Raw genomic sequence first — 20666 nt, 5'->3', positions numbered from 1 at the left:
TGGAGTTAGTTAGCCGGTCAGCCGGGTTAGGTCCCGCCGTGGAAACCCTGTTCAGGGCCGCTCTGGAGACCCGTGGAGAGGTCTGCGGGACCTAACCCGGTGACGATGGTGGCTAGTCCTCGTCGTCCAAGTCGCGAGTGGAGCGCTTGGCCAGTGCTTCACGCACCGTGACCGGATCGACCGGGTAGCGGTTGCCGGTCGAGGGCACCTTGACGCCCTGGTCGGCCAACAGTTCGCGCAGTTGCTTGCCGGTGAGCTTGCGGTACGGAGCCCAGTCGGGCGCGAGCTTGGCCAGCAGCGCGGGCACGTCAGCCGCGGGCACGGTGTCGTGGCCCAGCACCTCGGACACGTCCTCCAGCAGGTCGCGGGCAGCTGGCGGCGCGGCACGTTCCGGTGTGCCGACGACCACGGCCGGGTGCACCTTCGTCATGGCGCGCTCGATGACGTCCGTCGCGGCGTCCCACCCGGTGTCGTCGTTGACCTGGATGAAGAACCACTTCAGCACCTCGAACCGCTCGGCGGTCGCGCCGGTGAGGATGGACGTCCCCCGGTCCTTGCCCGCGCGCAGCTCGGTCGCCCGGATACCGGCCTGGAACGACCCGTCGCCGAGGAACCCGTCGTTGCTGCGCCACGACTTCACGGCGAAGCAAGCGTTGAGCTGCACCAACTCCACGATCTTCGGCGGGATGGCGTCAGCCCGTGACGACTGGGTGTCGAAGCCCAGGATGATGCCGGTCTTGCGGGCGCGGCGCAGGGTTTGCACCGCCAGTTCCGCGGCTTCCTCGCCCTGGGCGCTGCCGAACAGCTCGTGGCACTCGCTGAACAGGGCCACGATCGGCCGCAGGTCCGGGTGCTTCTCGGCGAGTCCGCGCGTGACCTTCTTCGCGCCCAACTCGGCAAGCCGCGCCTCACGGCGGCCGACCTCGTCGTACAGCTCCCGCAGCGACTCCACCGCCGAGTCCACAACGGACGCGTCGGTGCCGCGCTCGTAGCGCGCCAGACGGGGCCGGTAGGCGTCGAAGTCACCGTTGCCCGCGAACACGAACACCCACAGCTCGGCCAGCGGGTCCAGGGACGCGCCGAGCATGACCACGCGACCGGCGTTGGACTTGCCCTGCCCCATCATCCCGCCGAACACGACGTTGGACGAGACCAGCGGAGGCTGGACGACGTCACCGCGCTGCGACACACCCAGCGGCACACCGGTGAACACGTCGACGGTACCGGCGTTGAGCAGCGGATAAGGCGGCGCTGCCTTGGTCGACAGACCGGGATCGGCCACCCACAGGTCCACGAACCCGGCACGCTCCGCCGCGTTCGGCCAGACCTCCATTGGGTCGCGGTGCAGGTTGCGCGCCAACACGTCCCGCTTGTCGCTGATCATGTCCGGGGTCACGCCGAGCGGCAGGGAGAACGTGGCCTGGTAGCCGCGCTGGTTCACCCGTACCGGCGGAGTGGCGAACTCGACCGTCCAACCTGCCTTGATGGCCTTGTTCAGCGCGGGAATGCCCAGGTGAACCAGGGCTTCGCCGATGCCGCCAGGCGTGACGACGCGGTGCGTCTCCTCCCGCTGCGTCGGCGACATGGCCCAAGCGGGCACGTCGGTGGCGGACGCTCCGGCGCGGTGCGCGCCCAGCAGCCACACGGCCGGAACGCCGATGATCGCGGCCTGAACGCCGAGCATGACCACGGTGCCGATGACGTCGCCGGTGGCGGTGACGAAGCCCCACCACTCCGACCAGGTCCAGCCGCCTTCCCACAGGTGCACGGCCACACCGACCATGAGCAGCACCGCGAACAGCACGATCACGGCCAGCAGCACCGTGCGCACCAGCGCCAGCACCGTGCGGGGAGCGCCGGTGATCCGGTCCCGCCGGTCGGCTTTCGCCTGCCGCAACCGGTCCTGCCACTCGGCGATACCGGCCGCGTCACCCTGCGCTCGTGCTGCCGCGATGCGCTCGCGGTAGTGGGCGTAGGTCGCGGCCTGCACCGCGTGCGTCAGCCACTGCTCGTGACCCCGGTACACCCGGTATCCGGCCCGCATCATGGCCTTGCCGACCGTCGTCGCGGCGGCGCGAGCCACCTCGGTCCGCGTGCGGGAGTCGCTGTCGGTGGTGCGCTGGCGGGCCAGTTCGGCTTCACGCTCGGCGGTCAGCAGCTCACCGGCCACCGCCGTGTCCGTCTCCAGGACCGCGCCGGGCGCGGTGGTGCGGGTCGCTTCGGCGCGGCGCAGGGGCACCACGTTGCCCATGTCGTCGCCGATCGGGTTGGGCGTGCTCATGCGGTCACCGCCTGACGGGGGTCATCGTCACCGGGGTCGGTGTGAGTCGGGAACAGCACGCGGTGCACCTCCACGGCCACCGCTCCCCGGATGCGGAGGAACTTGCGCACCTGGGTCTGCGACGGACGGGCGGGAAGCTGCTTGGCGTCGATCGCGGCACGAACCTTCGCCGCGTACGTCGCGACCTTGTCCGTGATCTCCGTCGGCGGCGTTTCCGCACTACCGGACCCGTTCCGCCTGTTCCGCTCGACGGCCGGTCGGGACGCGGGGAGGGCAGCTAGGTACTCGGCGATTTCGGCGGTCCAGTCGTCGCCGGAGTCGGCGAGCGGCAGACCGGGAACGGTGGTCGGCACCAGGCGGGCGCGTCCCCACCGGCGTCGGTACGCGACCAGGCCGGGGCGGTGCACGAGCGTGGCGGTTCCGTCTGCGGACAGCTCGGCCACCGCCTGGTCCAGCGCCGCGCGGCGAACCGCGAGCACCCGCCGAGCGGCCTGCCGGTCGAGCCGCTGTGCGTCCCGCTCGGCACGGGTACGACGCTTACCGGCAGGGGAGGCGGTGACGAGCTGGTGGACGATGACGCCACCGACCGACACCAGCGCCATGACGATGCCGTGCGCCACGGTCGAGCCGTGCACGTAGTTCAAGACAGCGGCCACCGCGGCGAACACCCATGTACCCAGGTGCAGCCACCCGGTCGACCGGCCCGCACGCTGTGCCATCGGCACGGCGAACGCGAACGTCCACATCGCGCCTTCGGAGAACAGCGGCAACAGCGTGCCGACCGGCCCGAACACCTCTCGGCCGTACTCGGCCATCGCAGTCCACGCCAGCACCGCCGGAACCACGATCACCGGCACGAACAGCAGGTCGAGAGTGTGGGCGCGCAGCCATCCGGTCAGCGCCGACCACAGCGCGGCACGGCGTGCACGAGTGGCGTTCTTCCGGGCCTGCGAGAGCTTGGCCGCAGCCTGTTGGTCGGCACGACGCTGCTCGAACAACAGCGCCTGGTCCGCGCGGCGCTGCTCAGCCGCAGTCACTCGGTCGGCCCGGCGGTTCTCGGCGTAGGTGCTCATCGAGTCGCCTCCTGACGGCGCAGGTACAGCGGGGAACGGGAGAACGAGCTGTTGCGGTGCGTTCGAGTGGCGCGGCGCAGCAGAATCGTCAGCACGATGGCGGGCACACCGACCGCGACCATGACGGCCGTCGTGTTCTCGGTCTGGGTGATCACGGCCCACTGCGCCAAGCCGATCAGACCGGCGGTGACCAACAGCTTCCACAGCAGGACCACCGCGACCAGCGCCAGCGCGACGGCCAGCAGTAGGACGGGAACGGGCACGGTGGTCATGCCGTCACCTGCCCGCACAGCAGCGGCGTGGCCATGACCGCGTTCTGCCCCAGCACCATGCACCGCAAGTCGATGTCGTGCGGGATCACCGGGGCCTCACCCAGCAGGGCCGCGCCAACCGCGGCGAGGAACACGCGGTTGGTGGCGTCGCTGCCCTTCTTGAACAGCGGGGCCTGGTAGAGCAGGTAGGTAGCCGACCACCACGCCGACCAGTCGCCCCGCTCGGCCATGGAGAGCACCAGCATGGCTTCACGGAACGCCGCTCGACGCGCGTCCGAGTCGGCGGTGACCACGTAGAGCAGGTCACCGGTGGTCTCTACCTCGGCAACACCGCGCCGTTCACCGAGTCGGGCGGCCAACCGGACCGCCACCTCACGGGCGGCGTCACCACGCAGCAGCGTGTTACCCAGGATCAGCCGGTCACTGATCGGCAACCCGACTTCGTTGGCCAGCCGGTCCACGGAACTGGCGCACTCCACCGCGAACCGTCGGCGTGCGGCCAGCCCGTAGACGGCCAGGATGCGACTGGCCGGAGTGTCGGTGCCACCGGTCCACCGGCCGGTGATGGCATCCCAGCGGGCACCGGCACGCAGCCTGCCCACGTCGCCCAACCGGTCGTAGTTCGGGCCGTCGTCGTCCAACGTCACCGCGTACCGCGACACAGCCGGACGGCCCGTGACGCCGTAACGGGCGTCTTCGGCAGCGGCGGCCAGCGCACGCCGCCACCGCACCACTGCGTCGTAGGCCAGGGTCAGCACTTCGACGCGGTGCCCGGTGCTCGGCAGCGCCAGCGCAGCCGACACACGCGGCAGCAACGTACGCGCCGCACGAGCCTGCTCCTCGGCGAACCCGCGCACCTGCACGTCGTCGGCCGTGCCGCGCAACGCCAGGTGCGGCGTCGGGAAGTTCGCGGCGGTGAAGTCCTGGGTCGGCTGGTGCTCGGATGCCCTGTCGGACATGCTGGTGCTCTCCTGCCTGCTTTGCTGGGTGCTGGAGACCTGGACCGGCGGTGTCTTCTTGGCCGGAGTCGGCCGCCGGTCCGAGGTGGTCAGGAAGGTGAGGCGGCTCATCACGCAGCCTCGGTCACGGCCGTGTCGTTGACCGGGCCGTGCACGCGGAGAACCCGCACGATGCTGCCGAGCTTGCGCTCCGTGGTGCGCCGCACGGCGCGGTTGTGCGTCGGGCCGTCCGCCAGCGCCAACATGGCCGCGGCCAGCTCCGCCGACTCGTCGGCCAGCTCGTCCGCAACGTCCCTGATCAGCGCGTCGATCGCGTCTTCCGTCAGCCCATCCGGGCTGAACCTTTGGCTGTCTTCGTCGATGTACACCGGGCGTCTCGCCACCTTCGATTGGACGTTTAAGTCCCCTGTGAGGACTCTTACGTCCCCTACTGTGGCGGACCTCTCGGTCCCCTGTCAAGGACTAAGAAGACCTATGATGGGTCCATGGAGATGGCAGAGGTCATGCGCCGGCGCAGGAGTGAACTCAACATGTCGCAGGCGGAGCTAGCCGCAGCGGCGGGCGTAGCCGTACGTCAGATCAGGCGCTACGAAGCAGGTGAGCAGCACCCTGTGCTGCCCGTTGCGGTGCAGATAGCTGAGGCTCTTCGAGTCACGGTCGGGGAACTCGCGGGCATGCCGAGCCACCGGTTGAACCTCTCTGGCGACTGGTGGGCGTCGTGGCAGACGTTCAAAGACGGGGTAGAGGTCGTCACCGCTCAGGAGGTGCGGCTCAGTCAGCAGGGAGAACTGATCGACGTTCGTACCACCACGCGCGGCATCGCAGTGGAAGATGGTGGCTACCACTGGCATGGCGAGTTGAAGCTCTGGGATAATGAGCTGCTTATGGGGTGGTATGCAGCCAATGATGGGGCCGTGCGGTCCAAAGGGACAATGTACTTTGTCCTTCACCCCCACGGCGTTTCGATGTCGGGTCGCTGGGTTGGTCTCAGTTATGACGGAAAAATCATGACGGGTTGGGGCGGCATGGGGAAAGGTGAGGATGACGCACGTGAGATTATTGAGCAGCTCAAAGTGTCGGCTGTCCAGTGAAAGTGTCGGCTGATGTGTGCGAAGTCGTGATTACGGCTCCGGATCCGGAGTGGCTTGCAACGTTCTGTAGACGACTGCTTGCTGATCGCCTCTGTGCTGCTGTGCATACCTTTGAGGCGATAAGGTCGGACTACTGGTGGAAGGGGGAGTTGTACGACGTCGGAGAAACGCGGGTAGTTCTACATACGCGGACCAGCCTCGTGCCTCGAATTGTCGAACGGGTAGAGCACGAGCATCCTTACGAAGTGGCCTGTGTTGCGGAATTGCCGATAGTTGGAGGGAATCCAAAGTACCTTAAGTGGATTCTAGATGAGACCACACCTGAGGGGTGACCGTCTGATTGCGGTCACTCCTTCGGGCCCTCGCTCCGCATGTACGGTTCCAGGTGTCAACAGTTTGTGCTACTCGGTCGCTGTGGAGCAGATCCGGACCTTGGCTGCTGGTGACGTGCCTTCCAACGCCGTGGCGCGATGACGCGAGCACGAGACAGACTTCAGGCGGCCAGTACACGACCGTCTCCAGGATCGGTAACTTCGGTAACCTCGGTAACCGTGCAGGTCAGAGGCTTATGTATGGGTAACCGGTCATGGTCCGGTTACCGATCGAGGAGTAACTAGGCCGATGTGGTGGTCGGTGGAGGCGGTCGCCCGTTGCTCTAGCGGTACTGCTGGGCGTTGAGGTGTCAGCGGCGCGGCCTGACTACCGTTCGATCGGTAACCCGATCTTGGCCGGTTACCTACCGGCAGGCCTCTGACCTGCACGGTTACCGAGGTTACCGAAGTTACCGACCCTGGAAGAGGAGGCGAACGGTAGCGTCAGGGCCTACGGGCGACCTACGCAGTGAGTGCTCTTCGAGTGCGTCCAGATTTGGAGCATGAGTGGTTATGCGCATGCCGAGTTAATCCGGGACATGCTCGTCTCTGGGTAATGTAGACACTGTAACGCTTAAGGAGATTGAACGTAGCTGTGAGTGCCACCAGAAAGCGTAACCCTGACTGGGTGAGGGATGAGCTGATTCTCGCCTGTGACTTAGTCATGCGTAACAACTGGAGGGTCATACCTGCTGAAGACCGTCAAGTTGTCGAGCTTTCCGAACTATTGCGATCACTGCCAATTCATTCGAACGCTAGTCGTGGACCTGACTTTCGGAACGCGCATGGTGTTGAGCGTAAAACGGCGGACATTGCGACATTACATCCAGATTACCGAGGAAAGAAGACTAATGGTGGGCGGCTTACCGAAGAAGTCTTCATGGAGTTCCTTGAGCAACCTGAGCGGATGGCAGCGGCTGCGGAGTCCTTACGTATCGGTGTTGCCTCCGGTGAGTTCAACGACTTACCGACCGGTCCATATGAAGACGATGGGTATGCTCTGGAAGGCAGGCTTCTTGAGAGGCGTTACTTCGCTCGTGAGCGTGACCCTAAATTGCGGGAAAGGAAAGTCAAGTCAGTTCTCGCCGAGCAGGGGCGCTTGGAGTGTGAAGTCTGCGGGTTTGACTTCGAGCGAACCTATGGCGAGCGTGGAAAAGGTTATGTCGAGTGTCATCACGCGACTCCTCTCCATGTCTCCGGTCCAACAAATACACGCCTAAAAGACCTCGTTATTCTGTGCGCTAACTGCCATAGAATGATCCATCGCGGTAAGCTATGGCTCAGTCCGGATGAATTGCGTGAACTGGTTCAGGCGTGCAAGTTGGGCGGTACAGCAGATGGCACACGCTAAGGCACCATCACAAGCCGTCTCTAGGGTCGGTAACCTCGGTAACCTCGGTAACCGCGCTGGTCAGAGGCCTGCGCAAGGGTAACCGAACATAGCCGGGTTACTGATCGAGGGTAACCGGCCTTGGCGGTCGGTGAGGGCTGCTTGCTCGGCGGAGTCGACGGGTGTTGGCCAGCGCCGAGAAGCCTGCGGGGTGGCTGGTTACCGTTTGATCGGTAACCCGATCTTGGTCGGTTACCTCCCGGGAGGCCTCTGACCTGCACGGTTACCGAGGTTACCGAGGTTACCGATCCTGGAGAAGGCGACGTGCGGGCTACGGCAGCGGGCTTCTCAGCGGATCTATCGGGCGCTCGCGACGTGGTTCTAAAGTCGCCAGGGTTCGCCCGCTGTACCTGTGCCGGATGCGTGCCGAGGTGACGATGCTGTGAGCTATAAGTGCTGGTCAGTCTGGTTCGTGTAGGAGCCTGGGATCAGTCGCCAGCCGGGCCGAACTGACTCGGCGGAGCGGCACATGCTTAGCGGTCCATGCGTGGCCGTCTCTGGGATCGGAAGCTTGGGTAACTGTGCGAGTCAGGAACCTTGCAGATCGGTACCGAGCTACAAGCCCTTGGGTCGAACGGTTACCGAAGTTACCGATCCTGGAAGAGGTTGCGATAACGCAGGACAGGAACTCGCCAGGCGCTGGATTGAGGTGGCGGGTCAGTCGGGGTCGCTTGTCGTAGTATCGAGAATCGAGCGGATCTTTCTAGTCAGGTGGTGGTCGGGGCCCAGTATCCGCTCGGCATCGGCCAGTATCGCCTCGTACAGCGGGATCGCCCGCCCCGGATCACCCGCCGACTCGTAGGCGCTGGCCAGGTTGTTGCGTGAGGTCAGCGTGTCCGGGTGGTCGGGGCCCAGTACCCGCTGCCGATCGTCCAGTGTCGCCTCGTACAGCGGGATCGCCCGCCTCAGATCACCCGCCGACTTATAGGCGTAGGCCAGGTTGTTGCGTGAGATCAGCGTGTTCGGGTGGTCGGGGTCCAGTACCCGCTCGGTATCAGCCAGCATTGCCTTGTACAGCGGGATCGCCCGCTCCAGATCACCCGCCGACTCGTAGGCGCTGGCCAGGTTGTTGCGTAAGATCAGCGTGTTCGGGTGGTCGGGGCCCAGTACCCGCTCGGTATCAGCCAGCATTGCCTCGTACAGCGGGATCGCCCGCCCCGGATCACCCGCCGACTCGTAGGCGCTGGCCAGGTTGTTGCGTGAGCCCAGCGTGTTCGGGTGGTCGGGGCCCAGTACCCGCTCGGTATCAGCCAGTGTCGCCTCGTACAGCGGGATCGCCCGCCCCAGATCGCCCGACGACTTATAGGCGTAGGCCAGGTTGTTGCGTGAGGTCAGCGTGTTCGGGTGGTCGGGGCCGTAGAGACGTTGGTGGCTGTGGGCGCTGCGGGTGTGCAGTGCAATGGCCGTGGTTGTGTCGCCCTGGCCGTTGAGGTAGACGCCGAGGCGGTCGGCGAGGTAGCAAAGCGGTTTGGTGTCGGTGTCGGTGTCGGTGTCGGTGTGGTCGAGCAGCGCCCGCGCGTGGGGCAGCACCGTCTGAAAGACGGGCCAGTCGGCGGGCAGGCCGGGGTCTGTTCCGGTGAGGGCGGTGGCGAGGGCGGTGGCGGTGGTGTCGCGGGCGTGGGCGATGTCCGTGGGTTGTCGGTGTGGGTCGGTGAGGTCGGGGGTACGGGTGAGGGCTTGGACCAGGCGGTGCACGCCGACGGTGTCGCCGGTGAGGGTGATCATGCTGTAGGCGGCCAGCCGGCCCAGCGCCTCCGACAGGTCCGGCTCGTCGAATACCCCCGCGAGCAGGGCGCGGGGGATGGCGTCGGGGGCGTACCAGGCCAGGTGCCGCAGCACCCGTCCGACCAGGGGTGTGTCGGCGAGGCGGTCCAGGGTGACGTGCCAGACCCTGGCCATGGTGCGTTGGGCGTCTCCACCCTCCGCGGTCGCGGTGAACATCCGCGTCGGGTACCGCTTCAACAGGTCCAGGTAGGCGGCCGGGGTGATGCGGGTCTGGGCGAGGTAGGCGCCCGTCTGCTCGATCGCCAGCGGCAGCCACCCCAACTCTTCGCACAGTCGGTCGGCGTCGGTCAGGTCTGCGTCGGGCTGCTCCGCCCGCACGATGCGGGTCAGCAGCTCCACGGCCTCCTCGGCGGGCAGCACGTCCAGCGGGACCGTGGCGACGCCCCGCCAGCCGGTGCCCTGGCGTGAGGTGATCACGATCGTGCCGGTCCGGACCCGTTCCAGCAGCCCCGCCGCGTCGGCGGGCGTGGTCAGGTTGTCCAGCACGAGCAGCCACCGGTCATGGGTGGCCAGCCACCGCAGGCCCAGTTCGGTGCGCTGCTCCAGCGGTAGATCCGCAGACTGGGGAGCGAGGGTGGTTGCCAGGTCGGCTAGGCCGGTGTCGATCGCGGACGGGGAGTCCGCGGTGATCCACCAGACCGGTGTGTAGCGGTCGGTGTGCAGGTGGGCGAAGCGAGCGGCCAGGGTGCTCTTGCCGACCCCGCCCAACCCGTGGACCGTGACCACCACCGCGCGCCCCGAACCCGCCACCGCCGCGTCCAGACGCGCCAGCTCACTCGACCGCCCCACGAACAGCTCTGAACCGGCCGGAATCCTGTCCAGCCCGGGCGTCGCGGGGATCGACTCCATGGCGGGCATATCCGGTCCGCCGACCACCAGATCACCCTGCACCACGGTGCCTTGCAGGGCGCCGATCGTGGTCCCGCCGGTACCGGTCACGTTCCCGGTGACCGAGGCTGCCGGTGCGGCCGGGATTGGTGCTGCCGACGTGGCGTGGCCTAAGGCCGCGTCGGCACCGGAGGGTCCGGAGGGCCGCCCACTCGGTCGATGTGCACCCCGGTCGTCGTCCCGGAGCCCGAGCCGCCGGTCACGCCGCCGTTGAGAATTACTCCGCCGCCGGTGGCAGTCTGTGATGCCGCAGGCGGAGCCACCTCCCGGGCAGCGGCGCGGTCACGCCCCTGGCGCAACGCCACCGCCAACGCCACTAACGCCACCACCAGGCCGCCGATGCCGGCGATCCAGCTCAACCCCTCCAGGACCGGCCGCACCGGATGCGTCTGGTCGGCCAGGAAGACCGGCACACCGAATCGCAACACCACCCACACCACACCACCGCCGACCAGGGCGCCACCGGCCACCCACCAGGCACGGCTCCGAGCGACCACCACGACAACCCCCTCAACCCACAAGGGCTACAGCGCCCACGGACCGATACCCGATGATCGCATCCCACCCGCCCACCGCTACCGAAACCACGCGTAACCGCGATATCCACTCGTCCCACGGCCGTCGGCCTCCGCAGCTCAACCCCAGAGCTCAACGAACTTGACGTCGATCCGTACCCGCTCTCGACCGCTGCTGTGCACGTCCTCCCGTACTTACCTGTGCGCACCAGGGCGTACACCGACCGCAGTGGGCTCGTATCGCCAGATGCAGACTGGACGGCCGGTGTTGTCCGCGCCTCGCCTGGCGCTGTGGACAAGCGCCCGGAGAGGGCTCCAGCCGACGTCTGTGCCGAGTGTGTACCGAGGTGGCTGTGCCGAGAGCTGTAAGAGCTGGTCAGGCATGGTCTACGCGGGACTCTGTAAATCCGTCGCGAAAGCTACAGAGGTTCGAATCCTCTACCCGCCACGTAAACGCAAAACCCCTGTTCGCGTAAAGCGCGAGCAGGGGTTTTGCGTTGTGCCCATCGGGGCGCGACCCCCCCAGACCACCCCCGGTGGGTGCTGCTCCGGGCGTTGTCCGCGGGGTGGTCGGTCGGCTGGTGGCGTTCCGGCGGGCGCGAAGCAGGCCGTGGACGTAGGTGAGGCCGACGCGCAAGCGCTTCCTCTCGCTTGCGTGCCGGCCTCGTGTGCAGCATAACCTATATCGAACGCCTGTTCGAGGTTTACGCGATGGCGGCTCGCCCCGCTTCGGTCAGCTCGGCGTCCGTTCGCTCGTCCAGACCCACCGCCCGCCGCGCCCGCAGCAGTCCCGCGTGGACCAGGTCGTGGGTGACCATCTGGTCGCAGCAAGGCAACCCGTCCACGTACAGGTCCGGCTCGCGTCCCCCCGACAACTCGGCCCGACCAGCGGCAACGGCGCGGAGCATGGATTTCGCCCGGCTGGACAGCTCCCTCGCAACGTTCATGGCGGCCCCCTCGCCCGTCCTTCCCGTTCCTGCTTCCTCACCTACTAAGAGGTCTGGACCTGAGCTTCGAGTACCCCGCCCGGACAAGTTCACTCGGGTGGACGAGGGCTTCACCCACTGTCCCCTCCTGCGCCGTTCGGGCGGCGACGCCACGCCGACCGGTTGCGCCGATCAGCCCAACCGAACTACCCGTGACCGGCCGGCGCTCGGATCGACCCGTTGTCGTCCGTTGGCGCAGGTGGGGCCAGTGGGGCGGTGAGACTGGCACGCATGAGCGAATTCCTCGTCGCCCTCGCCGCCCTCACGGCCGGTGTCGGGCTCGGCCTGGCCGTCCGGTCCGCCGGCCGGCGCCGGGCGCCCCGGGCCGCCGACGCGCGCGAACTGCTCCACGCCGCCGACGACCTGGAGTACGGCCTGAACACCGTGCTCGAGTTCGGCCCGCTGTCGCTGTCGGAGCTCGCCTCGGTGGACCTGCCCGCGAAGCTCGACCGCGTCGCCTCGACCGGCGAGGTGCCCAGGGCGACCCTGGCCACGCTGAGGGCGCACACCGACAAGATCGCCCTGCACCCCTACCCCGAGCAGCGCGACCTGCTCACCGCGGTCCGGGAGGACGAGGCCGCGGTCTGGCTGGCGCTGCGCGACGCGATCGGCAGCGGCGCGGCGCAGCACGTCGCCGCCACCCGGGCCCGCCTCGTGCTGGACGAGATCCGCGACGGCCTGCGGCACGAGCGCCACGAACAGGTGTTGGTCTGAGGGGTCCAACAGGTCCAACGAGGTCCAACGGGCGGCGCGGCGCGCCCCACGAGGCGTTCAGGTCGTCCGCGGACAGCTCGGTGAACGAGTACGGGTCGTCGACGGGGGCGAGGTCGGGCAGCAACGGGTCCACGCCGGCCGGCCAACCCCTCCGCGACGTACATTGCCCGCCGTGGACCTCTACGTGGTCGACGCGTTCACCGACCGCGCGTTCGCGGGCAACCCGGCGGGCGTGGTGCTGCTGGACGGCCCGGCGGACGAGCGGTGGATGCGGGCCGTCGCCGCCGAGATGAAGCACGCCGAGACGGCGTTCGTGCGCGTCGACCGCGCGGACCCGCTGCCGCTGCGCTGGTTCACGCCCGTCGCCGAGGTCGACCTGTGCGGTCACGCCACCCTGGCCGCCGCGCACGTGCTCGGCGGCACCCGCGGCTTCGACACCCGCAGCGGCGTGCTCACCTGCACGGCCGCGGACGGCTGGGTGGAGATGGACTTCCCGGCCGACCCGGCGGAGCCGATCGGGATGACCACCCCGCTGCGCGCGGGCCTGCCGGGCGTCACGGTGAGGGCCGTCGCGCGGGCGGTGTCCGACGTCCTGGTCGAAGCCGCCTCCGCCGACGAGGTCCGCGAGCTCCGCCCGGACTTCGCCGCGCTCGCCGAGGTGCCCGGTCGCGGTGTGATCGTGACCGCACCGGGCGACCGGCCGGGCCTCGACGTCGTGAGCCGGTGCTTCTACCCCTCCTACGGAGTCCCGGAGGATTCCGTAACCGGTTCCGCGCACTGCACGCTCGCCTCGTGGTGGTCACCGCGGCTCGGTCGGGCGAACCTGCTGGCCGAGCAGGCGTCGGCCCGCGGAGGGCTGGTCCGGACCACTCTGGACCAAGATCGCGTGCGGCTCGCCGGACAGGCCGTCACGGTGATCCGGGGCCGACTGATCGTGTGATCCGATCTGTTACTTCTGGTGGCGTTCCGCTACACGACCTGCCATTTCGTCCCCCGACCGGGGTACATTGGCAGCCTTGGAGGGGTCCTGGTCAGTGTTCGGGGCCCCTCAGTCACGCCCGGAGCCCGTAGGCCGCGACCCGGCCCACCGCGACGACGGCCGACGAGGAGGCTGGATGTCCGACCACGCGTCGGCCACGGCGCCCAGCGCGCCGACCCGGTCCACGAACCGCGCGTTCAGCGTGTTCGCGGTCCTGCTCCTCGTCGCGGGCGCGCTGTCCGCGTTCCTGGTCGGCAGCTGGCTGCCGGACACGGACCCCGACGTCGACCTGTGGTGGACCGGTCCGCTGCTGGTGATCGGGTTCCTGCTCGCCGAGCAGTTGGCGATCAACGTCGACGTGCGCAGCGGGGTGGCCTGGACCATCTCGTTCACCGAGATCCCGCTCGTGCTCGGCCTGCTCGTCGCGCCGTTCGAGATCGTGCTCGCCGCGCACGTGGTCGCGGGCGTCGGCACGCTGCTCGGCCGCCGCGTGCTCGACCGCGCCGTCTACAACGCGGGCCTGATGTTCATGGAGATCTCGGTGGCCTTCGCGGTCGCCGAGCTCGTGAAGCGGTTCCTCGGCGCGGACGGCCCGTTCTGGGCGGGCGCGTTCATCGGCACGATCGCGGTGCCGCTGCTGGCCAGCGTGCTGGGCCTGACCGCGTTGCGGATCATGGGCAAGGGCATGAGGGTCGCGCCGAGCCTGCGCCTGGTGCTCCAGACGCTCGTGGTGGCCCTGCTGAACACCTCCGCGGGCCTGGCCGGCTACGAGATCGCCGACAAGGCGCCGTGGGGCGGCCTGCTGATCGGCCTGGTCTTCCTCGGCATCACGGCGATCTACCTGGCCTACTCCGGTCTGCTGCGCGAGCAGCGCGACCTGGAGGCGCTCAGCGAGGTCTCGTTGCGGGTGGCCCGCTCCGGCCGCCACGTCACCGGACCGCACGGCGCGAACCAGGAAGAGGACGACGGCGGCGGCGAGGACGACGACTGGCAGCTCATCGCCGAACGCATCCGCGAGCAGCTCAACGCCAACCGGGTCGTGCTGCGGCTGCGCACCGACCCGCAGGCCCCGATGCGCACGCTGGTCGCCGGCGAGCCGCTGCCGCCGGGGATGCGCCGCGACGACCCGCGCGTGCTGCGCGAGGACGCCATGCTCCAGCTGCCCGGCGCCCAGGTGCGGTACTTCCGCATCGTGGACGCGGGCGAAGAGGTCTCCGAGGCACTGGTCCGCCGGGACGCGCAGGAAGCGCTGGTCGTGCCGCTGCGCGGGGCGACCCAGCTGCTCGGCGCGGTCGAGGTGCACGACCGGCTCAGCCGGTGGCGCGGCTTCGGCAAGGCCGACATCCAGCTCCTGCGCACGCTGGCCAGCCACCTGTCCACCGCCGTGGACAACCGCCGCCTGCTGGCCCGGCTGCGGCACGACGCCTACCACGACCCGTTGACCGGCCTGCTCAACCGGCCCGGCTTCCGCGAGGCGGCCAACGAGCCCATGCGCGAGGCGACCACGTCCGTGGTGGTCCGGATCGACCTGGACGTGCTGTCGACCGTCTCCGACGCGCTGGGTCAGGCGTGGGGCAACCGGATGGTCGTCGCCGCGGGCCGCCGGCTGCGTGACGAGCTGGGCCCCGAGGTCCCGCTGGCCAGGTTGGAGGGTGGCGCGTTCGCCGCGCTGCTGCTGGAGCGGCAGGCCGAGCGGATCCAGGAGATCGCCGAACGGCTGCGCGCCGCGTTGTCGGTGCCCTACCCGGTGGACCGGCTCACCGTCGAGGCGGGCGCGGTCGTCGGCTGGGCCACCACGGCGGACTGCGAGGTCGACGAGCCGGACCCGGACGCGTTGCTGCAACGCGCGGACGTGGCCGTTCGGGCGACCAGCGACAACGAGCCGTTGCGCCAGTACGCGCCGAGCATGGGCCAGATCTTCCTGCGGCGCTTCCAGTTGGTGACGCAGTTCCGGTCCGCGCTGGAGACCGGTCAGATCTCCGTGCACTACCAGCCGAAGGTCGCGCTGCCGAGCCGCCAGGTGATCGGCGCGGAGGCGTTGGTGCGGTGGAAGCACCCCGAGTTCGGCCGCGTCGACCCGGACGAGTTCGTGCCGGCCGTCGAGGCGACCGGGTTGATCGACGTGCTGACGGACTTCGTGATGGACACGGCGTTGGCGCGGGTGCGGTTGTGGATCGATCGCGGGTTGCGGATGTCGATCGCGGTGAACCTGTCGGTGCGGACGTTGGCCGACGAGGAGTTCCCGGACCGGGTGGCGGCGGCGTTGAAGCGCCACGGGGTGCCGCCGGAGCTGTTGACGTTCGAGCTGACCGAGTCCGGTGTGATGGCCGACCCGGAGCGGGCGCTGCCGGTGCTGCGGCGGCTGCACCAGATGGGTGTCGTGCTGGCCGTGGACGACTTCGGCACCGGGTACTCGTCGTTGGCCTACCTGCGGCAGCTGCCGGTGGACGAGGTCAAGATCGACAAGAGTTTCGTGCTGGGCATGGGCACCGACCTGGGCGACATGGCGGTGGTCCGCTCGATCGTCGAACTCGGCCACTCCCTGGGTCTCACCGTCGTCGCCGAGGGCGTCGAGGACGACGCCGCCCGCGACCAGCTCGTGGGCATGGGCTGCGACGTGGCCCAGGGCTACCTGATCTCCCGACCCCTCTCCGAAGACCGCTTCGAGGCGTGGCTGCGGGCCCGGACGGTACAGGTCAGGGGAGCCCGGGATGAGACGGTGCTCACCTTGGTCCATTAAAGGGCCACCCCGATTTCCGTCCCGAGGCACGCCTGCGGTAGAGTTCTCCTCGCTGCAAGAGCAACAGCAAGCCCCTTTAGCTCAGTCGGCAGAGCGTCTCCATGGTAAGGAGAAGGTCTACGGTTCGATTCCGTAAAGGGGCTCGACACTGGCCGCGGTGCTCATGCATCGCGGCTGCGTCGTCTCAGCGGTGTAGCTCAGTTGGTAGAGCAAGCGGCTCATAATCGCTGTGTCGCCGGTTCAAGTCCGGCCACCGCTACTCAGCTAGATCCCCGCCAGGCGGTAAGCCCGCACTGGTCGCCCGGTCGGGTCGGGGCACACGAGCTCTGGGAAGGCAAGGATCCGTGGCTGCAACCGACGTACGCCCCAAGATCACCCTCGCGTGCGAGGAGTGCAAGCACCGGAACTACATCACCAGGAAGAACCGGCGCAACGACCCGGACCGCCTGGAGATCAAGAAGTTCTGCCCGAACTGCAAGACCCACCGCGCTCACAAGGAAACCCGCTGAGCCGGTAGCCAGACCGCACGACGAGGCCCGTCCCGGGATCCGGGGCGGGCCTCGTCGCGTATAACCTGCTTCGCGTGCCTCTCGACCAGTCGTTCGTCGGACGTTCCTACCCGCCGTCGCCGCCCTACGAAGTCGGCCGCGAGAAGATCCGCGAGTTCGCCGAGGCGGTGGGCGAGACCAGCCCGCTGCACCGCGACCCCGAAGCCGCCCGCGCGGCCGGGTACCGCGACGTCATCGCGCCGCCCACGTTCGCGATCATCGTGTCGATGAAGGCGAACGACGTGCTGGTCGAGGACCCCGACCTGGGCCTGGACTACAGCCGCGTGGTGCACGGCGACCAGACGTTCGTCCACCACCGCCCGATCGTCGCGGGCGACCGCCTCACCTCCGTGCTGCACGTGGACGGCATCACGTCGCGGATGGGCAACGACATGCTGGCGATCCGGGCCGAGGTGAGCACCGAGGACGGCGAGCTGGTCACCACCGGTCGCTGCACGCTCGTGGTGCGGGGTGAGGACGCGTGATCCGCGCGTCGGAGGTCTCCGTCGGCGACGAGCTGCCGCCGCTGTCGATCCGCATCACCCGCGCCGACCTCGTCCGGTACGCGGGCGCGTCCGGCGACTTCAACCCGATCCACTGGAACGAGCGGTTCGCCCGCGAGGTCGGCCTGCCCGGCGTGATCGCGCACGGGATGCTCACCATGGCCCTGGCCGCCCGCGTCGTCACCGAGTGGGCGGGCGACCCCGGCGCGGTCGTCCGGTACGGCGTGCGGTTCGGCAGGCCCGTCCCGGTGCCCGACGACGACAAGGGCGTCGTGGTGGAGGTGACCGCGAAGGTGACCAAGGTCCTGGACGACGGGACGCTGAAGGTCGTCGTGACGGCCCTGTTCGAGGGCAAGTCCGTGCTCGGCGGCGCGTCGGCCATCGTCCGGCTCCCCTAGAACCCGCACAGCGCGCTGGTGTGCGCCCCGGTGGCGGTCGCGGAGCGCCGTTCGACTTCGGCCACCCACACCTCGCAAGCCACGTCACCGCCGTCGGGCCCGATCGTGACGGTCAGCACGCCGTGATCGGGCTCGCCGGGGACGAGGACCTCCACCCGCCAGGGCAGCGCGGCCTGCTCCTCCCGGCGCGTCTCGCCGTCCCGGAAGGTCGAGTAGGTGACGGTGACCCGGCCCGCCGTGCCGCTGACGTGGTAGACGACCCGGACCGGTGGTTCCGGCGCCGCGGTGCACACGACGAGCGCGACCGCGCCCACCACGAGCGCCGCCGAGGCGGTGGTCACGAGCCACTTGCGGCCCTGGCGCCCGGGCGGGTCGGGCAGGGCGGGTTCCGCCATGGGGTTGCGCTCCTCGGGTGAAGATCGATTCGACTGAATGGACCATCGGTCCCGTTCTACCGACGGTTACACCGGTCACCCGAAGGAGTTAAGTCAGAAGTCCGAGCAACTCGCGACGGCGTTCGGCCCGGACGCGGTCGCGGTCTTCCGCGCCACGCCGTCCACGGTCACCTCGCACGTCACCGTGCCGCCGTCCGCGCCGGTCGTGACGTCCAGCGTCCCGCCGTGGGACAGGCCCTTGACGGTGAACTCCTTGGTCCACGGCAGCGCGGCGACCTCCTCCTCGGCGGTGGCGGCCGAGCCGGTGGCGCCGAAGGTGGAGTAGCTGACGGTCGCGCCCAGCGCGTCGCCGGTCACCTCGTAGAGGAGCACGGCGCCCTTGTCCGCCCGCTCCTGGAGGTCGTCCAGGGCGTTCCCGGCGTCGGACGTGGCCCGGCCGAACAGCGCCACCCACGCGACGCAGACGACGAGCCCGAGCGCGGACAGCACCACGCCGGCGGTGGCCAGGCCCTTGTCGTCGGCCTGACCGCGGGCCACCCGGAGCAGGCCGGCCAGCCCCAGGCCCAGCCCGGCGAGGACCAGCGGCCACGCGACGACGCCGAGGGCCGGGACGAAGCTCGACACCAGGCCCAGGAGCCCGAGCACGAACCCGGCGGTGCCGAGGCCGTTGCGCTGTGGGTCGGACATGACCCCTCCGCTTCCGTCAGAGTGGTGCACATCACAACTACCCACCGTGACGTGAATAAGTCTCAATACGACGAAAGGCACCCCCATCGGGGGTGCCTTTCGTGACGGAGCGTCGAAACTGTGTGCTACTCGACCTCGGCCAGCAGCTCGGCCATCCGCGTCACGCCGGTCTTCAGGTCGTCGTCGCCCAACGCGTACGACAACCGCAGGTAGCCGGGCGTGCCGAAGGCCTCACCGGGCACCACGGCCACCTCGGCGTGCTCCAGGATCAGCGCCGCGAGCTGCACGGTGTCCGCGATCTCCACCCCGCGCAGCGTCTTGCCGATCAGCGCCTTGACCGACGGGTACACGTAGAACGCGCCCTTCGGGGTCGGGCACTCCACGCCGGGGATCGCGGACAGCAGGTCGACGATCGCACGCCGACGGCGGTCGAACGCCTCGCGCATCTCGTGCGCCGCGTCCAGCGGCCCGGACACGGCCTCCAGCGCGGCCCGCTGCGACACGTTCGCCACGTTCGAGGTCAGGTGGGACTGGAGGTTCGCGGCGGCCTTCACCACGTCCGCCGGGCCGATCAGCCAGCCGACCCGCCAGCCCGTCATCGCGTAGGTCTTGGCCACGCCGTTGAGCACGATCGTGCGGTCCGCCATCGCGGGCACGGCCACCGGCAGCGACACCGACTCGGCGCCGTCGTACACCAGGTGCTCGTAGATCTCGTCGGTGATCACCCACAGCCCGTGCGCCAGCGCCCACTCGCCGATCGCGGTGATCTGCTCGCGGGTGTAGACCGAGCCGGTCGGGTTGGAGGGGGAGCACAGCAGCAGCACCTTGGTCTTCGGGGTGCGCGCCGCCTCCAGCTGCTCCACCGTGACCAGGTAGTCGGTCGACTCGTCCGCCGTGACCTGCACCGGGACGCCGCCCGCCAGCGTGATCGCCTCGGGGTAGGTGGTCCAGTACGGCGCGGGCAGCAGGATCTCGTCGCCCGGGTCGACGATCGTCGCGAACGCCTGGTAGACGGCCTGCTTGCCGCCGTTGGTGATCAGCACCTGCGCGGCGGTGACCTCGTAGCCCGAGTCGCGCTTGGTCTTCGCGGCTACGGCTTCCCGCAGTTCGGGCAGGCCGGCGGCGGGGGTGTAGCGGTGGTTCTTCGGGTCCGCGCACGCGGCCTGGGCCGCGGCGACGATGGCGTCCGGGGTCGGGAAGTCCGGTTCGCCCGCGCCGAAGCCGATCACCGGTCGACCCGCGGCCTTGAGCGCCTTCGCCTTCGCGTCCACCGCGAGGGTGGCGGACTCGGCGATGCCGCCGATCCGCTTCGAGATCCGCGGGTGCTCGGAGGTACTGGTCCCGGTGGTCGTCTCAGGCGTGCCCATGCCGCCAATCGTGGCAGATCGCACAACCGGGCAAGCGCCCGGCACCCCCTCTGACCGGGCCAGTTGGAAGAGGGGGCACTTGGTGCCGTATGCTTCCGGTCTTGGAACGTCCAGTCGCTGCCTCACGGGCCACGTGAGGAGGGTGCGGGGCGTCTCCAGCCAGGGGATCCGGACGCCGGATCCCAAAGGGGCGTAGCTCAACTGGCAGAGCAGCGGTCTCCAAAACCGCAGGTTGCAGGTTCAAGTCCTGTCGCCCCTGCGTCGAAGCGCGATGGTGAGCGGAGGACGGCATGAGCGAGGGCCGCGAGCAGGACCAGCCGGAAGAGCGCGAGGGCGCGTCCCGGCCGGTTACCGCCGCAGCGCGGCGCGAGCGCCGTGGTTCCGCGCGACCGGCGGGCCGCAAGGACTCCGTGGAGGCGAAGAAGGCGGCCGAGGCCGACTCCGACGCCGAGGAGGCCAAGAAGGGCCGTCCCACGCGTTCGCGGGCGGACTCGGAGAAGCGGGTCGGTTTCTTCGCCCGCATCGTCCGGTACATCCGCGAGGTGGTCAGCGAGCTGCGGAAGGTCATCTGGCCGACCCGCAAGCAGATGATCACCTACACCGGAGTCGTGTTGGTCTTCGTGGCCTTCATGGTGGCGTTGGTGTTCGGCCTGGACACGGCCTTCGCCTGGGGCATGTTCAGGGTGTTCGGCTGAGCCGAACCACCTGCCGCCCCGGGTGGCGG

21 protein-coding genes and 3 tRNA genes are annotated in these 20666 nt (G+C 68.9%); 13 read left to right on the top strand and 11 right to left on the bottom strand.

The window, feature by feature from the left end; genetic code table 11:
* Positions 1-112 precede the first annotated feature (112 nt).
* From ACQPYE_RS38110 to ACQPYE_RS38090, 5 genes are read right to left on the bottom strand one after another with little or no spacing between them, the layout of a single operon-like run.
* Complete coding sequence (locus ACQPYE_RS38110; RefSeq protein ID WP_498717941.1) at positions 113-2281, bottom strand: hypothetical protein; 2169 nt, start codon at positions 2279-2281, stop codon at positions 113-115.
* The gene (locus ACQPYE_RS38105) at positions 2278-3354 is read right to left on the bottom strand and encodes a DUF2637 domain-containing protein (protein ID WP_498717940.1); all 1077 of its coding nucleotides are present in this window, start codon (positions 3352-3354) and stop codon (positions 2278-2280) included. The genes ACQPYE_RS38110 and ACQPYE_RS38105 overlap by 4 nt, the downstream gene beginning before the upstream one ends.
* Entirely contained in the window at positions 3351-3626 is a 276-nt protein-coding gene (locus ACQPYE_RS38100) for a hypothetical protein (RefSeq protein WP_498717939.1), read from the bottom strand. The genes ACQPYE_RS38105 and ACQPYE_RS38100 overlap by 4 nt, the downstream gene beginning before the upstream one ends.
* A complete protein-coding gene (locus tag ACQPYE_RS38095; protein WP_498717938.1) occupies positions 3623-4696 on the bottom strand; it encodes a hypothetical protein in 1074 nt (357 codons plus the stop codon). The genes ACQPYE_RS38100 and ACQPYE_RS38095 overlap by 4 nt, the downstream gene beginning before the upstream one ends.
* Positions 4696-4953, bottom strand: coding sequence for a hypothetical protein (locus ACQPYE_RS38090; RefSeq protein WP_498717937.1), 258 nt, complete (start codon positions 4951-4953; stop codon positions 4696-4698). Before ACQPYE_RS38090 ends, ACQPYE_RS38095 begins: the two co-directional genes overlap by 1 nt.
* A 117-nt stretch (positions 4954-5070) precedes the next feature.
* Between ACQPYE_RS38090 and ACQPYE_RS38085 the strand changes: the two genes are divergently transcribed.
* From ACQPYE_RS38085 to ACQPYE_RS38075, 3 genes are all read left to right on the top strand, one after another.
* The gene (locus ACQPYE_RS38085; RefSeq protein ID WP_498717936.1) at positions 5071-5676 is read left to right on the top strand and encodes a helix-turn-helix domain-containing protein; all 606 of its coding nucleotides are present in this window, start codon (positions 5071-5073) and stop codon (positions 5674-5676) included.
* Positions 5673-6008 (top strand): divalent-cation tolerance protein CutA, encoded by a 336-nt coding sequence (cutA, locus tag ACQPYE_RS38080; protein WP_498717935.1) that lies wholly within the window; start codon positions 5673-5675, stop codon positions 6006-6008. The genes ACQPYE_RS38085 and cutA overlap by 4 nt, the downstream gene beginning before the upstream one ends.
* Before the next feature lie 667 nt (positions 6009-6675).
* Positions 6676-7398 (top strand): HNH endonuclease, encoded by a 723-nt coding sequence (locus tag ACQPYE_RS38075; RefSeq protein ID WP_498717934.1) that lies wholly within the window; start codon positions 6676-6678, stop codon positions 7396-7398.
* Positions 7399-8094: 696 nt separating this feature from the next.
* Here the strand turns inward: ACQPYE_RS38075 and ACQPYE_RS38070 are convergent.
* From ACQPYE_RS38070 to ACQPYE_RS38060, 3 genes are all read right to left on the bottom strand, one after another.
* The gene (locus tag ACQPYE_RS38070; RefSeq protein ID WP_498717933.1) at positions 8095-10161 is read right to left on the bottom strand and encodes a tetratricopeptide repeat protein; all 2067 of its coding nucleotides are present in this window, start codon (positions 10159-10161) and stop codon (positions 8095-8097) included.
* A 59-nt stretch (positions 10162-10220) separates the two neighbouring features.
* Positions 10221-10610 (bottom strand): hypothetical protein, encoded by a 390-nt coding sequence (locus ACQPYE_RS38065; RefSeq protein ID WP_498717932.1) that lies wholly within the window; start codon positions 10608-10610, stop codon positions 10221-10223.
* A gap of 719 nt (positions 10611-11329) precedes the next feature.
* Entirely contained in the window at positions 11330-11572 is a 243-nt protein-coding gene (locus tag ACQPYE_RS38060) for a hypothetical protein (protein WP_498717931.1), read from the bottom strand.
* A gap of 270 nt (positions 11573-11842) precedes the next feature.
* Between ACQPYE_RS38060 and ACQPYE_RS38055 the strand changes: the two genes are divergently transcribed.
* From ACQPYE_RS38055 to ACQPYE_RS38020, 8 genes are all read left to right on the top strand, one after another.
* Positions 11843-12325, top strand: a complete 483-nt coding sequence (locus ACQPYE_RS38055; RefSeq protein ID WP_498717930.1) for a hypothetical protein — start codon at positions 11843-11845, stop codon at positions 12323-12325.
* Positions 12326-12497: 172 nt separating this feature from the next.
* A complete protein-coding gene (locus ACQPYE_RS38050; protein WP_498717929.1) occupies positions 12498-13265 on the top strand; it encodes a PhzF family phenazine biosynthesis protein in 768 nt (255 codons plus the stop codon).
* 175 nt (positions 13266-13440) lie between these two features.
* Positions 13441-16044 (top strand): putative bifunctional diguanylate cyclase/phosphodiesterase, encoded by a 2604-nt coding sequence (locus ACQPYE_RS38045; RefSeq protein WP_498717928.1) that lies wholly within the window; start codon positions 13441-13443, stop codon positions 16042-16044.
* 70 nt (positions 16045-16114) lie between these two features.
* Positions 16115-16187 (top strand) — tRNA-Thr (locus tag ACQPYE_RS38040).
* 43 nt (positions 16188-16230) lie between these two features.
* Positions 16231-16303 (top strand) — tRNA-Met (locus ACQPYE_RS38035).
* Between the two features lie 85 nt (positions 16304-16388).
* Positions 16389-16553 carry a 50S ribosomal protein L33 gene (rpmG, locus tag ACQPYE_RS38030; RefSeq protein WP_015105301.1) on the top strand — a complete coding sequence of 55 codons (165 nt, stop codon included), beginning with the start codon at positions 16389-16391 and terminating at the stop codon, positions 16551-16553.
* Positions 16554-16627: 74 nt separating this feature from the next.
* A complete protein-coding gene (locus ACQPYE_RS38025; protein ID WP_498717927.1) occupies positions 16628-17077 on the top strand; it encodes an FAS1-like dehydratase domain-containing protein in 450 nt (149 codons plus the stop codon).
* Positions 17074-17493 (top strand): MaoC family dehydratase, encoded by a 420-nt coding sequence (locus ACQPYE_RS38020; RefSeq protein WP_498717926.1) that lies wholly within the window; start codon positions 17074-17076, stop codon positions 17491-17493. The genes ACQPYE_RS38025 and ACQPYE_RS38020 overlap by 4 nt, the downstream gene beginning before the upstream one ends.
* Here ACQPYE_RS38020 and ACQPYE_RS38015 read toward each other — a convergent pair.
* The 3 genes from ACQPYE_RS38015 to ACQPYE_RS38005 all read right to left on the bottom strand — a co-directional run bounded on the left by ACQPYE_RS38015 (position 17490) and on the right by ACQPYE_RS38005 (position 19942).
* The gene (locus tag ACQPYE_RS38015) at positions 17490-17888 is read right to left on the bottom strand and encodes an MmpS family transport accessory protein (protein WP_498717925.1); all 399 of its coding nucleotides are present in this window, start codon (positions 17886-17888) and stop codon (positions 17490-17492) included. The genes ACQPYE_RS38020 and ACQPYE_RS38015 overlap by 4 nt on opposite strands.
* A 93-nt stretch (positions 17889-17981) precedes the next feature.
* The gene (locus ACQPYE_RS38010; RefSeq protein WP_498717924.1) at positions 17982-18575 is read right to left on the bottom strand and encodes an MmpS family transport accessory protein; all 594 of its coding nucleotides are present in this window, start codon (positions 18573-18575) and stop codon (positions 17982-17984) included.
* A 125-nt stretch (positions 18576-18700) separates the two neighbouring features.
* The gene (locus tag ACQPYE_RS38005; protein WP_498717923.1) at positions 18701-19942 is read right to left on the bottom strand and encodes a pyridoxal phosphate-dependent aminotransferase; all 1242 of its coding nucleotides are present in this window, start codon (positions 19940-19942) and stop codon (positions 18701-18703) included.
* Positions 19943-20128: 186 nt separating this feature from the next.
* On the opposite strand from ACQPYE_RS38005, the gene ACQPYE_RS38000 reads away from it, so the two are divergent.
* Both ACQPYE_RS38000 and secE read left to right on the top strand, forming a co-directional pair.
* Positions 20129-20201: transfer RNA gene (locus tag ACQPYE_RS38000), tRNA-Trp, on the top strand.
* A gap of 31 nt (positions 20202-20232) precedes the next feature.
* Entirely contained in the window at positions 20233-20637 is a 405-nt protein-coding gene (gene secE / locus ACQPYE_RS37995; protein WP_123745245.1) for a preprotein translocase subunit SecE, read from the top strand.
* Positions 20638-20666: the final 29 nt, after the last annotated feature.

The sequence above is a fragment of the Actinosynnema sp. CA-299493 genome (assembly GCF_050946825.1).
In the GTDB taxonomy this organism is placed as follows: Bacteria; Actinomycetota; Actinomycetes; order Mycobacteriales; family Pseudonocardiaceae; genus Actinosynnema.
This window is presented reverse-complemented; position numbering and strand designations above follow the sequence as displayed.

Excerpts from the sequence above, each read along its gene's own strand:
- ACQPYE_RS38110 (WP_498717941.1), bottom strand. The coding sequence starts at position 2,281 with ATGAGCACGCCCAACCCGATCGGCGACGACATGGGCAACGTGGTGCCC.
- ACQPYE_RS38095 (WP_498717938.1), bottom strand. The coding sequence starts at position 4,696 with ATGAGCCGCCTCACCTTCCTGACCACCTCGGACCGGCGGCCGACTCCG.
- ACQPYE_RS38085 (WP_498717936.1), top strand. The coding sequence starts at position 5,071 with ATGGAGATGGCAGAGGTCATGCGCCGGCGCAGGAGTGAACTCAACATG.
- ACQPYE_RS38060 (WP_498717931.1), bottom strand. The coding sequence starts at position 11,572 with ATGAACGTTGCGAGGGAGCTGTCCAGCCGGGCGAAATCCATGCTCCGC.
- ACQPYE_RS38105 (WP_498717940.1), bottom strand. The coding sequence starts at position 3,354 with ATGAGCACCTACGCCGAGAACCGCCGGGCCGACCGAGTGACTGCGGCT.
- secE (WP_123745245.1), top strand. The coding sequence starts at position 20,233 with ATGAGCGAGGGCCGCGAGCAGGACCAGCCGGAAGAGCGCGAGGGCGCG.
- ACQPYE_RS38045 (WP_498717928.1), top strand. The coding sequence starts at position 13,441 with ATGTCCGACCACGCGTCGGCCACGGCGCCCAGCGCGCCGACCCGGTCC.
- ACQPYE_RS38005 (WP_498717923.1), bottom strand. The coding sequence starts at position 19,942 with ATGGGCACGCCTGAGACGACCACCGGGACCAGTACCTCCGAGCACCCG.
- ACQPYE_RS38055 (WP_498717930.1), top strand. The coding sequence starts at position 11,843 with ATGAGCGAATTCCTCGTCGCCCTCGCCGCCCTCACGGCCGGTGTCGGG.
- ACQPYE_RS38015 (WP_498717925.1), bottom strand. The coding sequence starts at position 17,888 with ATGGCGGAACCCGCCCTGCCCGACCCGCCCGGGCGCCAGGGCCGCAAG.
- ACQPYE_RS38100 (WP_498717939.1), bottom strand. The coding sequence starts at position 3,626 with ATGACCACCGTGCCCGTTCCCGTCCTACTGCTGGCCGTCGCGCTGGCG.
- ACQPYE_RS38010 (WP_498717924.1), bottom strand. The coding sequence starts at position 18,575 with ATGTCCGACCCACAGCGCAACGGCCTCGGCACCGCCGGGTTCGTGCTC.